Annotated in this window: 13 protein-coding genes; 7 read left to right on the top strand and 6 right to left on the bottom strand. The window is 44.1% G+C overall.

The features are described 5' to 3' along the window. Positions 1-99 precede the first annotated feature (99 nt). The gene (locus ACXADE_RS08375; protein WP_474980024.1) at positions 100-783 is read right to left on the bottom strand and encodes a BMQ_0737 family morphogenetic spore coat protein; all 684 of its coding nucleotides are present in this window, start codon (positions 781-783) and stop codon (positions 100-102) included. A gap of 310 nt (positions 784-1,093) precedes the next feature. Between ACXADE_RS08375 and ACXADE_RS08370 the strand changes: the two genes are divergently transcribed. Together ACXADE_RS08370 and ACXADE_RS08365 are read left to right on the top strand one after the other, a co-directional pair. Then, a complete protein-coding gene (locus ACXADE_RS08370; RefSeq protein WP_474980023.1) occupies positions 1,094-2,131 on the top strand; it encodes a hypothetical protein in 1,038 nt (345 codons plus the stop codon). Between the two features lie 2 nt (positions 2,132-2,133). Beyond that, on the top strand, positions 2,134-2,529 hold the full coding sequence (locus tag ACXADE_RS08365) for a M67 family metallopeptidase (protein WP_474980022.1): 396 nt from the start codon (positions 2,134-2,136) through the stop codon (positions 2,527-2,529). A gap of 441 nt (positions 2,530-2,970) precedes the next feature. On the opposite strand, the gene ACXADE_RS08360 is transcribed toward ACXADE_RS08365, so the two are convergent. The 3 genes from ACXADE_RS08360 to ACXADE_RS08350 form a co-directional block, all read right to left on the bottom strand. After that, positions 2,971-3,636, bottom strand: a complete 666-nt coding sequence (locus ACXADE_RS08360) for a potassium channel family protein (RefSeq protein WP_474980021.1) — start codon at positions 3,634-3,636, stop codon at positions 2,971-2,973. Positions 3,637-4,279: 643 nt separating this feature from the next. Further along, positions 4,280-5,293, bottom strand: coding sequence for a cytochrome d ubiquinol oxidase subunit II (locus ACXADE_RS08355; protein WP_474980020.1), 1,014 nt, complete (start codon positions 5,291-5,293; stop codon positions 4,280-4,282). After that, positions 5,290-6,651 carry a cytochrome ubiquinol oxidase subunit I gene (locus ACXADE_RS08350; RefSeq protein WP_474980019.1) on the bottom strand — a complete coding sequence of 454 codons (1,362 nt, stop codon included), beginning with the start codon at positions 6,649-6,651 and terminating at the stop codon, positions 5,290-5,292. Before ACXADE_RS08350 ends, ACXADE_RS08355 begins: the two co-directional genes overlap by 4 nt. A 394-nt stretch (positions 6,652-7,045) precedes the next feature. Here ACXADE_RS08350 and ACXADE_RS08345 point away from each other — a divergent pair, with 394 nt between their 5' ends. From ACXADE_RS08345 to ACXADE_RS08330, 4 genes are all read left to right on the top strand, one after another. After that, complete coding sequence (locus ACXADE_RS08345; RefSeq protein ID WP_474980018.1) at positions 7,046-7,267, top strand: S-Ena type endospore appendage; 222 nt, start codon at positions 7,046-7,048, stop codon at positions 7,265-7,267. Continuing rightward, positions 7,210-7,422 (top strand): S-Ena type endospore appendage, encoded by a 213-nt coding sequence (locus ACXADE_RS08340; RefSeq protein WP_474980017.1) that lies wholly within the window; start codon positions 7,210-7,212, stop codon positions 7,420-7,422. The genes ACXADE_RS08345 and ACXADE_RS08340 overlap by 58 nt, the downstream gene beginning before the upstream one ends. Before the next feature lie 105 nt (positions 7,423-7,527). Further along, the gene (locus ACXADE_RS08335) at positions 7,528-8,604 is read left to right on the top strand and encodes a choice-of-anchor L domain-containing protein (protein ID WP_474980016.1); all 1,077 of its coding nucleotides are present in this window, start codon (positions 7,528-7,530) and stop codon (positions 8,602-8,604) included. A 34-nt stretch (positions 8,605-8,638) separates the two neighbouring features. Continuing rightward, positions 8,639-9,508, top strand: a complete 870-nt coding sequence (locus tag ACXADE_RS08330; RefSeq protein ID WP_474980015.1) for a BMQ_0737 family morphogenetic spore coat protein — start codon at positions 8,639-8,641, stop codon at positions 9,506-9,508. 88 nt (positions 9,509-9,596) lie between these two features. On the opposite strand, the gene ACXADE_RS08325 is transcribed toward ACXADE_RS08330, so the two are convergent. Both ACXADE_RS08325 and ACXADE_RS08320 read right to left on the bottom strand, forming a co-directional pair. After that, entirely contained in the window at positions 9,597-11,429 is a 1,833-nt protein-coding gene (locus ACXADE_RS08325) for an ABC transporter ATP-binding protein (RefSeq protein ID WP_474980014.1), read from the bottom strand. Between the two features lie 14 nt (positions 11,430-11,443). After that, a complete protein-coding gene (locus ACXADE_RS08320; RefSeq protein WP_474980013.1) occupies positions 11,444-13,201 on the bottom strand; it encodes an ABC transporter ATP-binding protein in 1,758 nt (585 codons plus the stop codon). A gap of 305 nt (positions 13,202-13,506) precedes the next feature. On the opposite strand from ACXADE_RS08320, the gene ACXADE_RS08315 reads away from it, so the two are divergent. Continuing rightward, positions 13,507-14,346, top strand: a complete 840-nt coding sequence (locus ACXADE_RS08315; RefSeq protein WP_474980012.1) for a mechanosensitive ion channel family protein — start codon at positions 13,507-13,509, stop codon at positions 14,344-14,346. Positions 14,347-14,374 lie beyond the last annotated feature (28 nt).

Here is a 14,374-nt window from a genome sequence, read left to right as displayed (position 1 = left end):
CAAGTTCCACCGCCTACATTCATCTCTCCTTCATTTCAAAATCAAACCAAAACAAAAAGAGAGGAGTAAATATCCTCTCTTACAATATATGCGGACTTCTTAAGCATCATCACCGTTGTCATCGGCTACATTCGGGAATAGAACAGGGCATTGTGGAGGTAAAGTTGGTGTCGGGCAAGGCGGGATAGAAATAATATCACGCGGTTGACAAAATTCAGCAATAATCTCAAGAGTTACGTCATATGTGGATTGAATGCTCTGACATAAACGGACAGTTACATCTACATCAAGTTCATCGACTTCTGTACCATTTTCTACACATGATGCTGTACATACGAAACAGTTCAAGTCATTATAATCGACTTCAATATCTGTACCTTCTGGGGCACAGAGAAGGAACTGCTCACATCGAGTGAATTCTACAGGGCTCGTTGGATCGCCAACTTCAATGGTCCCTCCGCCCAATTCTGGAGAAAGGTCAACAAACACCCTTACACCAAAAATTTTACGGATATTCACTAGTTGAAGCGTCAACAAAGTTCCATCTACTACTAGCTCTTGATCTACTCTTCCCAAAACCTCAACATCAATTGGTTCTACTGCACATGTTACGGTATCTAGAACAATATCGTCACATGACAATTGAGTTCCATCCGGCCCAAGTGGCAGTTCAAGTCCATCCACGCCAAGATTGAACGTCCCTTCATTCAGAATCCAGTCATAAACTTTTTCCGTGTTGATACATAGGAGCTCCTGGCCCCCAGTTAGATTTTTTGCTTGCATAATCTGCAAACACCTCCGAATAAGATTTTTCTTTCATTCGTAGCATATGAACAGATGTACCGTTGGGTCTAGTACAATAGCTGAGATTTCGTCCGATTTGGCATTTTGTGCGAACACCTATAGTACATTCAGGGACAGCCGCATGTGTGAATGAATTCCTGCGATAAAATCTCTAAATAATTCAATTTCCAAGGCATACAATGAGTAATATAAGAATAGAAGGTCGATTCCCTTGAAATAATCGGAACATATGTCACGTATTGGCAACACAAAAATAGTATATTACTGTGCTTGAAAAGGGTGATGAGTGATGGATCAAAAACGTTCGAATGCCTCAGCAGAACTTGAATCCAAAATCGAAAAGTTAACATTTTACAAAATTTTACTTCATTCCATGAAACAAACAAATGTCACCGATGACTACCTTCTTTTAAAACAAGAATCACATGATTCAAAGAAAAAGACTGAAGGAGTTATGAAAAAAATGGAAGAATATCATTACAGTGCCGAGCAAAGAGCTCACCAGCTTGCTGCTCAATTACAATCCGTGACGGAAACCGTTAACGGACTGAAGCGAGATATGGAGGCTATCAAAGAGAAGATGGATCGGATACAGGTCCATGAACTGATGGAAAAAATGAATAGATTCATGGATCAGCAACATAGTACGGAGAAATTGGATAAGAAAAACGAAGTCGACCGTTTGAATCAAGAAATTCAACAATTAAGACAGGAAATGAAGCAAACACAGCAACCAATAGCAGAAACACCTGCTGAATCATCACCTACGCAGAATAAGGTCCGCACTTCTGAATACCGCAAACTTCAAAACATGCTACAATCGACAAGGATTACACCACAACGAAATGATCAACTTCCACCAATGGGGCAACAGCAACCGTACTCCGCGTACCAACATTATTATCCTGAACAACAAATGCAAGGTTATCCGTCTCTACCTCAACATCCGATGCCTAAAACAGCAAGAGCAAAAGCTGGAAGATCGAAAACGTATGTAAATCCTCAATTCGATTTCAACCAGCAAGCGACTGTTCACCAGAATTCAAAAAAAAACGTTGAAAAAACCGCCCAAGAGAATATGAAAAATAAGGAAAACACAGCCGAGAAAGGCCCTCGTTTTCAGTTGAAGAGACCCGAATCCGGCGAGTTATCCGTTCAACACGCAGAGAAAGAAATAAAGCATAAAAAGAGACCATCAGATTCGAAAGCTCCCCATCAATCGGAGCAGGTTACGAATGCTTCACTTCCACAAGCTGATCATAATAAAGAGATGAGAGATAAAAAAGATCGTTCCCTCCTTTCTATGTTTCAAAGGTGGTACAGCTGAACATGAAAATAACAAGAGCTCTTTATGAGCAACTCGTTCGGTTTGCAGCTGAGGCACTTCCCTATGAGGCTTGTGGATTTGTCACTGGGAGCGATAACCATTCCATTCAGCGCCTATGGCCATTAAAGAATGAATGGCAATCCCCCCGAAAGTTTTTCGTCAGCAAAAAGGTAGTCTCCGAGGCATTAAAAAATATTTCTCTCATGGATCACAAGGTGCTGGGTATCTATCACTCTCACCCAACCACAGCACCGATCCCTTCTTCTTATGATCTCGCTAATCATGCGGACGATGAGGTCAAGATGATCATCATTTCCTTCAAATCAACCCCTCCATCTGTTAAATGTTATACCGTTTCTTCGCATACTTATGACGAACACCCTTTTTTCATAGAATAATGCATGTGCCCTGTCCTTTTCTGGAATTCTGACTATAATACAATATCAAGGATAAGGAGAGGTAAAAGTGAAAGCTAGAAATGTGAAAAGACAAGTTCAATACCAACAGAATTTCAAGCCTTCCAGCCAGCCCATCGTCATCAACACAACGTCAAGTAACAGTCCACGTCCAGTCAGACGGGGCGGCTGTTGTGGTAAAAAGAGAACCTGATTCACTCACCTCCGAATGAGAGAAATGTGCGTTCTTATCGTCTATGGTTTTCATCTGAAACGACTCTTTTTTTACTACCCTTGATTCGATCATATGTTCAATAACAAAATGGTCTGTTGACCTTTCTTCATATATAACAGATAGAAATAATAAAAAAGAAGAAGACTCCGGCGCGCAGGAGTCTTCTTCCTTTTTATCGTGATCATGAATGTAAGTGACCGTGGATTCTTTTAATCCTCCAGGACGAGATTTTTCTCAAACCGGCTAATGTCTTTATCCGCTCCAATGACGATCAATACATCACTTTCTCTGATTTCTTCTGTAGCCATCGGAGAAACGATGACATCTTTTTCGCGTTTAATGGCGACAACGTTACACCCATATTCTGCACGGATATCAAGATCGACAAGCGTCTGACCGCCCATTTTACTGCCGGCCTTCACTTCTACGACACTATGGTCATCCGATAGTTCGATATAGTCCAGGATGTTGTTCGAAATGATGTTGTGAGCAATCCGCTTTCCCATGTCACGTTCAGGGTGGACAACCTGGTCCGCTCCGATTTTGTTTAAAATCTTTTCGTGATAATCATTTTGAGCTTTGACGGTAATCATCTTGATGCCCATTTCTTTCAGAATCAAGGTCGTCAGCATACTTGCCTGGATATTGTCACCAATCGCAACGATGACATGATCGATGTTCCGGAAGCCGAGCTCTTTCAGCACATTTTCATCCGTCGAATCAGCGATGACGGCATGTGAGGCAATATCCCTGTATTCATTTACTTTGTCCTCATCAAGGTCCAGAGCGAGTACCTCCATCCCCTCACGGCTCAATTCACGGCAGATACTGCCACCGAAACGGCCGAGACCGATGACTGCGAATTCTTTTTTCATACGTCTACCCCCATGTGTCTCGAAAAATCTATGCTTATTCTATCATAGAACACCCTTCATTACCTATTGTATTCTCAGATTATGGCTCTGTTAAAGTCTAGTGTTGATATTACTGCAAAAAGGAACTTCCAATTTTATAAAAGTTACTCATTATTATATTTGGCTTATTCAACGAAAGCTCCCTTTTCTTGAAGACTCAGCTTCGAGATGTTTGTGTGATTCTAGGGGCTCCGGGGAATGGCAAGACTCCTGCGGGAAGAGAGTGCTTGGTGAGACCCCGCAGGACGTAGTCCGAGGAGGCTCACCGCGCTCCCGCGGAAAGCGAGTCATTCCCCGAAGCCCCTATTCACAACACAGAAGTCTCGAAATCAAGTCTTCAACAATCCTGCCATTTAGTTAAAGACTCCGTTTCGAAATAATAATCCAACAAGGTTCAATGGTTGAATCGTGAAAGTAGATCATCTAAAGGGTTAGACGCTTGGGAATGAATTCCTTTTTACCGTTCTATCATTCACATTGTCACTTCCATCCGTTGATGCAAATATCAACATTGAAATTTAACAGAGCTAGATTATAGGGAGAACAGGGACGGAAAAGGAAAAGGAAGCATAGAGCCTGGGACCCTATGCTTCCTGTTGTACCTTTATTTTTTGCCTTTCACATAATCTGCGTCAAATAAGAAGAGACGCATCAATAGAATAAGCGACGGGATCAACAGCAGAAGACCTGCGATGAAAACGATCACGAGCGCGATCGCCATCGATTCATTGGTCACACCGCTTGTAATTGTCACATAAGGGTGGAGCAGGTACGGCAGATGGGAAGCCCCATAACCGAAAAAGGCAATGAAAAACTGGATCATGACCGCTATGAAAGCCCAGCCGTAATACTTACCTTGATAGACAAGGAAGACAGCGATCATAAAGAACCCGACCGAAATACCAAAGACCCACCAGAGGTCAATCGCTCTCTCATAGTGAGCCAGGTTCTGTTGGCTGAGCGCGATGAATGTCGTCAAGCTTGCGATGATTGTCGGTGAGCTCCAAAACAAGGCGTATTTCCTGACAATCTCAAGAGCCGGCTGGTCCCCCGCCCTGTGCGCATAATACGTAAGGAACATAGCACTGATATAAAGCACGCTGACGATCGCCAGGAACACGACACTCCAGGAGTACGGACTTGAAAGTAATTTTCCGTATAACAACTGGACTCCATCAGCCGTTTCTTCAATATATCCTCCTTCTGAGATCGTCAAAGCCGTTGATAGCGATGCCGGAATCAAAAGACCGGTTGCTCCATATAAGAACATATACAGGGAATTGTCTTTCGATCCATAATTCTCAAACGCATAGAAAGACCCCCTGATCGCAATCAAAACAATGGCTATGCTTCCTGGAATAAGCAGGGTTTGTCCGAAATAGTAAGCCATATCCGGGAAGAATCCTACAAGTCCTACGAAGAAGAAAACGAAAAATACGTTCGTGACTTCCCATACGGGTGATAGATACCGCGAAATCAGTTGATTGATCAGATGATCCTTTTTTGTCATCCTGGCGTAATAGGCGAAAAAACCAGCCCCGAAGTCTACGCTGGCGACGATCAAGTAGCCATATAGAAAAATCCACAGTACGGAAATCCCGATGTATTCATAACTCATGCGTCCCCCTCCTTACTTGCAGCGGCTGTGTGCGGATAAAGATGTTCCAGTTCCAGCTCGGCCGGCTTTCCTTTGAAGATTTTCCTTAAGGTAAGGAGACAGCCAATGCCAAGTACGAGATACACCGCTGCGAACAGGATGAACATTGAAAATACATAAGGGGATGTTGTGGAACCTTCGGCGACTGTCATAAATCCACGCAGAATCCATGGCTGACGGCCGACCTCGGCATAAATCCAGCCAAATTCGATAGCAAGCATCGTCAATGGTCCAGAAGCCGCTATCCCCCACAATAGAAGCGGATGAAATTCGTTCCATTTTTTCATTTTCCAGAAAACCATAAATAAGAGGGAGATACCCAACGTATAGAAACCGATGCTGACCATGAGATCGAACATATAGTGGATCCATAACGGGGGACGTTCATCCTCCGGTGTTTCTTCCAACCCTTCCACTTCTGCATTAAAGTCGCCGTGAGCAAGAAAACTCAGCGCGTTTGGGATACGGATGGCGTTTTCCACTTCATTGTTTTCATTTAAACTTCCAAAGACGACGAGGTCCGCTCCCTCTTCTGTTTCAAAATGCCATTCCCCAGCTGCTAGTTTTTCTGGCTGATGTTCAGCAAGAAACTTAGCTGATAAATCCCCGGCAAGAGCAGTTAAGATTGCAAAAAGGAACGTCATCACCACGGTCAATTTCAAGGCCTTCTTATGATAAAGCGACCCTTTCTTCATTAGAATGATAAAGGCGGCGATTCCAGCCAGTACAGCGGCAGCCGTCAAATACGATGAGGAAATGACGTGAAAAACTTTTGTCGGTGTAGCAGGGTTGAACATCGCTGCCAGCGGATCGACAGCTGTGAAGCGTCCCTCTTCCATCTCAAATCCCTGAGGTGTGTTCATAAATGAGTTGACGGTTGTAATAAAGAAGGCTGATAGCGTGCCTCCGATAACGACCGGTATGGATAAAAGCCAGTGGTAAATCGGCTTCTTGAACCGGTCCCATGTATATAAATAAATACCCAGAAAAATCGCTTCAAAGAAAAACGCGAACGTTTCCATAAAGAGTGGCAGGGCAATGACATTTCCGGCAAGCTGCATGAAGCTTGGCCAAATCAATGACAACTGCAGGCCGATCGCCGTACCAGTCACAACGCCTACAGCAACCGTAATGGTGTACCCCCGCGTCCAGCGGCGGGCAAGCAGTGTATAGTGTGGATCTTTTTTCTTAATACCGATGAACTCGGCGGTCGAAACAAGGACGGGCACACCTACACCAAGCGTCGCAAAGATCGCATGGAAGAGCAGCGTCATAGCTGTCAGGGCCCGGCTCACTTCAACAGTTTCAAATCCGAACATCTCAAGTTCCCCCTAACTAATCTGTAACCTATCTATCGCTAGTATAAAACGTATAAACCGTTCATGGTCAGATGGTTGTTGACGATTTTGTGACATCCTTCACAAATTCAACTTTCTTCTAAATAATAAGAGAAACGAATGTGAGTGCTGATCTACCTTATTCCCTATTTTAGAGCAACAATAACTGAGAAATCGTCGCTACCTATACTTTATACTCTTTTTTCCCACGGTTCTTTCCACCCATTTATATACTTTCATTGAAAAAACTACGGCCGTCAGAAAGTATACGTCCTGCCCAATTACTATAAATCTATGCGGAAGTTGGACATAGACCTAGTCCAATCTTCTTCTCATACATAGGATGTAATGTAATAAACAAATAGGAGGAAATGGTATGGCAAATTGCTGTTGTCCTGATTCGTCGGCAAGCTTTGTAAGTGATGAGTTCTGCGGGAATTTTACAATTGACTGTGCTGCAGACCCTGGTACGGATGCAACAGTCTGGGAATCAAACTTTACAATCGATGCTGGAACGATCAGTGTATTCTACGATACGGGGTGTGCGATTCCCTTACAGTTTCTATTTTCACTGGAGGTGCTGGAGGTACATTGGTAGATTCATTTGATGTACCCCTTGCTACAAGTGGACCAAACGGGAATACACGATCTATTACTGTTCAGAACTTCGATACAGTTGTCATCAACTGTACTGGAGAAGGAACAGGAACTTGTAGAGGAAAATATTGTATTTCTGCAAATTACTTCTTGTAAGTGGTGGATAAAGAATGGATTTTCCATTCTTTATTTACATAACGCATGGAAACCAAGGTGGTGATTCACAAACGAAAACTCTTATTAAAGAAAGGAGAATGGTGAATGGCGACGATTGATGAGGTTGTAGATGCTCTGGTAACCCCGTTGACAAAATTATGTTTAGTAGATGCTGTTATGACGGGACCAGGTGTGCAGAGTGAAATTTTATCGACTCCCCTGCAAGGATTCCCTACAGCAGGTCCAGATTATGTCGTATTGAGTAATGGAGATGCTTCCCTCACTCCAGGGGTTGCTCCGACTTTCGTATCCAATGATACAGCAGGTCCCACTCTACCAGCCGGAGATCCTTTCGGTTCTCCGGATGGGGATGCCTCGTTTGATGTGGTGACCGTCCAATTGGATTTCCTGTTACCAAAGAACCCTGGCATATTAACTTTTGACTGGAAATTCGGAACAGAAGAAAATCCTGAGTTCATCCTGCAGGTCGCCGATTATTTCCGTGCAGACATTATCACATCTCAGGGCTCTGAAAACATTGCGCTCCTCCCGGATGGAACTCCTGTAACTGTTGCGAATGCCGCTCCTTTTTCCAATGCACCTTTAGGAACTTCCATCGCCCCTTTACCTCCGTATCCCACTCCGAACGATGTGACATATAATGCTGTAACGACTGAAATTTATACGGCTGAATATGATCTCTCCTGTCTCGGTTGTGAAATTGTGACCTTACAAATCAGAGTGGCCGATGTATTCGACCGCTTTTATAACAGTGCAGCGTTTCTCGACAACCTCCGGATCACCGGTTGTGAACAAACCAGTCAATCCAGTTCCAGCCATGCGACTCCGAAAAATTTTTGCTGTGGGAAAGATGAAACGTTATTGGCGAATGATGATGCTCTTGAAAGTTTCACAGTGGATTGCGGGGACACTTTCGTCCTCTATGAATCGTCCTTACCGGTAGATGGAACGTTCGGAATCTATTATGAAACCGGGTGCTCTGCTTTCCTGACCCTGAACCTTGAGGACTCTAGTGGTGTGACGGAAACCATCAATATCAATCCAGGCAACAGCTATAACTTGACTATTACAGATATCGTAGAGTTGTCCGTTGAATGCCCCGGACCAGGAGCAGACGTATGCCAGGGTGTTTATTCACTAGTTTTTCATTACAATGTATAAACGGATATCCTGAAAAGAAAGGAGATGCCAGACTATGCCATCCCCCCCTTATTGTATTAAGACGGATAAAGTTTACGATTGGATCTCCTTCGGTCAAACTTTTTCCGTAGCTGCTTCCATTCCGATAGAAAGCCGGCCTGTTCGTGAAGAAGTATGCGGTTGCTTCTCAAACCCGACCAGCACTTTTGATAAACTCTGGCAATCCCGGCTATCTGTAAATCTAAAAGGCACGGTCACTGTCTGCATGACAGAAGGTTCACTTGATGACTTGGAAATTGCAGTGAATGGCGCCCCCATCAATATAGGAACGGATCGTAAAACATACACAGGTACATTTGATGAACTCTACTCATTGGAGATACGGAGCCTTTCAGGTCCATCAACGCTGAAAGGGAGATTTTGTTTAACGTTGAATTACATGCGCAAACAGGAAGTGGAAAAACCTGAAGTAGAAAGATGTTTTTTATCCGACTGTTACGGTAATGAAGTCCCTTTGGAGTCGTTGATTTGTGAAGAAGCAGGTGAACGGAGGCTAGTGCCTGTTCAGCTCCCCGATGGGAACTGGATTGACCTCTATCAACTGACGATCTTAAAAAAAGGGTTCCTGGGTATTCAGTTAAAAGGCCGGAAGTGTATCTGCGTGATCGCTTTCAAAAAAATTGAAAAGGTTTTACTATGTGCTCCTCCAGGGACTTCAATTACATGTTCAGCCCAGGATTTCGACTGCAGATTTTGTTCCATTCAACAATTCGAGAATTGCTGGTGTTTGAAGTTTGACCTTACGATCTGCCAGAACATCCAGTCGATTTATAAAGTGACCGTATCCATAGATGGTGAGGAATGTCATCCACGGGTACCCATCGAAATGACTACCTGTCAAGTAGAGAGTGTTGATAAACTTTAAAGGTATTTTCAACTCGAAATCGTAAGTATGACGTTCCATTAAAAGTTTCAATAAAAAAGACACCAGCATCCGGTGTCTTTCGCTTTGTTTATATCGCATCGAGCATCTGGAACTGGGCTTTAACGAGGTCGTAGTACTCGCCCTCCTGATCCATCAACTCATCATGTGATCCTTGTTCAAGGATTCGTCCATGTTCGAGAACGAATATGTTGTCAGCCTCACGGATTGTAGACAGCCTGTGAGCGATCATGATCGCTGTACGCCCTTTCAGAAGCGTCTGTAGTGCCTTTTGAATCTTCAATTCCGTCTCTGTATCAATACTTGCTGTCGCTTCATCTAAGATGAGGATTCTTGGATTAGCAAGTAGAGCACGAGCAAATGATAGCAGCTGGCGTTCCCCTGCAGAAAGAATATTTCCCCGTTCCTCCACTTCCGTTTCGTAGCCGTTGTTCAACCGCTGGATAAAATCATCGGCCCCGACGACCTTTGCAGCTTCGATGACTTCTTCATCATTGGCATCCGGGCGTCCAAAGCGGATATTTTCCATGATTGTCCCTGAAAAGATGAACGTATCCTGAAGGACGACACTGATTTGCTGACGGACGCTGTCGATCGTTGCCTCCTGAAGGTCCACCCCATCGATTTTGACAGAGCCCTCGGTCGGATCGTAGAAGCGGCTGATTAAGTTTGCGATCGTCGATTTTCCTGATCCGGTATGACCGACAAGCGCGACGGTTTCCCCTTCTTTCATTTCGAGGTTAATATTATGCAGCGCGATTCTTTTGGAATCGTACGCAAATTGAACATTTTCAAAGGCGATATGCCCACGCATATCGGTAAGTTCCACGGCATCATCCTTCTCTTCCACATTCGGTTCCTCATCGAGAAATTCAAAGATTCTCTCAGAAGCTGCCATGGCCATCAGAAGTTGGTTATACATCATTCCAAGACGGGAAATCGGTTCCCAGAACATACCGAGGAAGAAAGCAAATGTAACAAAGTCCCCAATTTCGATACTTCCGTTCAAAATCAGAAACGAACCATACGCGATAAGGATGACCGTACCACCAGCATTGCTCATCTCTACAAAAGGACGGAACATCGCACTTTTTCTTGAAGCTTTGTTCCACGCTTGGAAGTTATCCGTATTTACACCATCAAAGTATTCCGTGTTTTCTTTCTCTTGTGAAAAAGATTGTGTGATCCGTATACCTTGAAGACTCTCATTTAAGTGGGAGTTCAATTTGGACTGCTGGATGCGGACATCCTGCCACGAACGGCGGATGTTGCGTCTGAGCTTCGTTGAAATGTAGAACATAAGGGGCATGATCACAAGGATCGCGAGTGCTAATTTCGGGCTGAAGACCAGCAGAATGACCACGATACCTGTCAACATGACGACATCCATCAACAAATTGATGATTCCGTTCGTAAACAGTTCCTGAAGCGAGTTGATATCATTCATGATCCTAACCAGGATGGATCCAGCCGACCGCGAGTCAAAAAACTTATGTGAAAGCCTTTGGACGTGTGAAAACAAATGTTGTCGTAAATCATAAATCACATTCTGTCCAAGGATGTTGACATATTTGATCCGGAGGGCGTTCCCGATATAACTGAGCAGATACATTATTGCGATTCCGACGACAAGTTGGGTCAAGAGATTGGTATCTCCGTCAGCAATGGCCACATTGATCGCCACTTTACCAATCAGAATCGGTACGACGAGCCTGACAATGGTAGAAACGAGCATAGCGATGATCGCTACAGGAAGTAATGTTTTGGCATAAGGCTTCAAATACTTAAGGAGCCGCCACATTTGTGCCCAGTTGAACGGCTTTTCAATCGCCTGGTCCTGAGAATATTTGAAACGGTTTAAATGCGTACTGGTTTCCGATGTATGTTTAGGTTTAGGTGCCATGTTCTCCCTCCTTTTTATGAAATTCCAGATGCTTTTACTATTTTTTCTTTATCCTGATATTGAATATCATAAATTCGTTGATAAGGGCCGCCGTTCGTAAGGAGCTCTTCATGCACACCACGCTCTTTGACAGCACCATCTTCGAGCACGATGATTTCATCCGCATGTTTCAATGAAGAAATTCGATGGGCGATAATGAACGTGGTTCTTCCTTTCATTACTTCCTGCAGCGCTTTTTGGATCTTGAATTCCGTTTCCATATCCACCGCAGACGTGGCATCATCCAACACGAGAATGGCTGGATCGATGAGAATGGAACGGGCAATGGCAATCCGCTGTTTCTGACCACCGGACAGCCCCATCCCACGCTCTCCTAGTAGGGTGTCGTAACCATCCGGCATATCCACGATAAAATCATGGGCCTGGGCGCGTTTGGCGGCAGCGATTACATCTTCAAGGGATGCATCCGGATTTCCATAAGCAATATTTTCTTTAATGGTCGTCGAAAATAGAAACGATTCTTGTAAAACAAAGCCAATATTCTTCCGCAGGCTCTTCAAACCGTAGGCCTGAACGGGACGTCCATCCACAAGCACCTCCCCTTTTTCAGGCTCATAAAAACGGGTGATTAATTGTGTGATACTCGTCTTTCCGGACCCAGTCGCACCAATCAGTCCGATGGTCTTGCCTGGAGGTGCGTCGAAACTTATGTTTTTAAGAGCCGAGTCGTCATCTTCCACGTATGTGAGAGTGACATCGTTAAACGTCACATGTCCTTTCAGACGATCCGGATGGACAGCCCCTTCTTCTTCCGTGATTTCTTCGGGCGCTTCTAAGATTTCGAGCAGTCGCTCTCCAGAAGCTTTCGCCTGGGAGAAAAGGTTAATGACGAAGCCGAGGTTCATCAACGGCCCGAGAATGTACCAGACAAGGCTGAAAAAGGCGACCAATTCCCCAAGCTGCATCCCGCCATTTACGACCATATACCCGCCGTAGGCTAAGAGAGCAACCACAGATACGTTGCCGATAAACTCCATCAGCGGAAAATATTTGGACCAAATATTGGAGGTTGTAATGAACTTTGTCCTGTAATCATCGCTCCTGTCAGAAAAACGTCCGATTTCGAAGTTTTCCCTGGAAAGGGACTTAACTGTATTCATCCCGCTGATGTTCTCCTGAACCCGTGTATTCAGCTTACCGAAGGATTTACGGATTTTACGGAAGGCAGGGTGGACTTTACGGTCGAACCGGTAGACGACGAGGCCAAGAAACGGCATAGCAGCCATGGTGACAAGCGCTAGAGGCACAGAAAAATAAAACATAACGCTCAAGCTGATGACAATCAGCAGCACGATCCGGATCAGTTCCGAAAATCCGACGGAAAGGAAAAAACGGAAGCCTTCAACATCCGCTGTCAGTCTTGACATCAAATCTCCCGTTTTGGCGTTATCGTAATAGCGGAATGGCAGCCGCTGCAGCTTCTTATACAAAGCGTCACGCAGCGTATAAACAGAGCGGATCCCGAAGAAGTCCCCTAAATACTGGTGAAAATATGTAGCGAAGCCCTTAAGGATCATAAGCCCGATAAATCCGGTACATAAATAAGGAATAAGATTGTATTGCTCAGCTAAGACGACATCATCGATCGTCACTTTCAGTACGATGGGATAGACGACCGTAATGAGCGTCACGAATAATAAGGATAGAATAGACCAATAAAAAAACTTGCGAAATGGCCAGTAAAACTGCTTCAATTTTTTAAACGTCTCCAATTGATTCCCCTCCTTCTAACTTTTTAACGTAATACTAAATATATCGGGTATCGAAATAAATATCTACCCATTTGCTATAATTTTTCAAATTTTCGATCTAGAGAACGAACGACTCTCATCCAAAAGTTGTAGATGAAATTGGATACGATGGCTGTCCTATTTTTAAGGATCTTGATTGTAAAAACGATGGGCCTTTAGGTACCCTTCATCCAAAAAATTCATTCTTTTGAGTCTAAACATTGAATTTTCCTGTCGAATTCCGCTATTCTAATAAAGGAGAACGTAAGATGGAAAGGAGTTTCTTGATGAATTTATTTGAAGATGGATTAAGTTTCAACTTTGATGTCCTTCTTGAATGGATGATTACCGGAGGACTGAAAATAGTTGTCATTTTGATCGCCTTTGCGATCATCAAACCTTTAGGTACGAAAGCGATTGAATCTTCCATCAATCGTATGAGCCAGCAGCGAAACATTTCTGAAGGAAGAAACCAAACGTTGCAGAAAGTTTCTGTGAATTTGTTTTCCTATGTTTTGCTATTTGTCCTCATTATGATGCTATTGAGTGCTGTTAACATCCAGATCGGGCCGTTGCTTGCAGGTGCAGGTATCATTGGTCTTGCCATCGGATTTGGAGCTCAGGGTCTTGTTTCTGATATCGTTACCGGATTCTTCTTATTGATTGAGCGTCAAATTGAAGTCGATGATTATGTAACCGCCGGTGGATATGACGGAATCGTTGAAGAAGTGGGTATCCGCACAACAAAAATTCGCAGCTTTGACGGAACCTTGAACTTTGTTCCAAACCGGAATATCGTAGGCGTCGCCAATCACTCCCGCGGTAACATGCGTGCGCTTGTGGATATCGGCATCGGTTATGATGAGAACATCGATGAAGCGATGGCTGTCCTGCAGAAAGTCGCTGATCAGTTCCAGGAGGACGAGCGTTTTGTTGATGGACCGAATGTCCTTGGCGTCCAAAGCCTAGGTTCTTCAGATGTCGTCATCCGCATCCTAGGGAAGACAGCGAACATGGAACAATGGGGCGTTGAACGCGACTTGAGAAAAGCTATGAAAGAAGCCTTGGATGCAGCGGATATCGAAATTCCATTCCCTCACCAAGTATACGTTCAAAAAGAAGCGTAATGAAAAACAACCCGGCCTGCTCCAGGCC

The sequence above is a fragment of the Halobacillus sp. ABR2_026 genome (assembly GCF_056158545.1).
This window is presented reverse-complemented; position numbering and strand designations above follow the sequence as displayed.

Bases quoted from the DNA above. Each gene is read 5' to 3' on its own strand.
- ACXADE_RS08375 (WP_474980024.1), bottom strand. From the start codon at position 783: ATGCAAGCAAAAAATCTAACTGGGGGCCAGGAGCTCCTATGTATCAAC.
- ACXADE_RS08360 (WP_474980021.1), bottom strand. From the start codon at position 3,636: ATGAAAAAAGAATTCGCAGTCATCGGTCTCGGCCGTTTCGGTGGCAGT.
- ACXADE_RS08325 (WP_474980014.1), bottom strand. From the start codon at position 11,429: ATGGCACCTAAACCTAAACATACATCGGAAACCAGTACGCATTTAAAC.
- ACXADE_RS08355 (WP_474980020.1), bottom strand. From the start codon at position 5,293: ATGAGTTATGAATACATCGGGATTTCCGTACTGTGGATTTTTCTATAT.
- ACXADE_RS08350 (WP_474980019.1), bottom strand. From the start codon at position 6,651: ATGTTCGGATTTGAAACTGTTGAAGTGAGCCGGGCCCTGACAGCTATG.
- ACXADE_RS08365 (WP_474980022.1), top strand. From the start codon at position 2,134: ATGAAAATAACAAGAGCTCTTTATGAGCAACTCGTTCGGTTTGCAGCT.
- ACXADE_RS08335 (WP_474980016.1), top strand. From the start codon at position 7,528: ATGGCGACGATTGATGAGGTTGTAGATGCTCTGGTAACCCCGTTGACA.
- ACXADE_RS08345 (WP_474980018.1), top strand. From the start codon at position 7,046: ATGGCAAATTGCTGTTGTCCTGATTCGTCGGCAAGCTTTGTAAGTGAT.
- ACXADE_RS08315 (WP_474980012.1), top strand. From the start codon at position 13,507: ATGAATTTATTTGAAGATGGATTAAGTTTCAACTTTGATGTCCTTCTT.
- ACXADE_RS08370 (WP_474980023.1), top strand. From the start codon at position 1,094: ATGGATCAAAAACGTTCGAATGCCTCAGCAGAACTTGAATCCAAAATC.
- ACXADE_RS08330 (WP_474980015.1), top strand. From the start codon at position 8,639: ATGCCATCCCCCCCTTATTGTATTAAGACGGATAAAGTTTACGATTGG.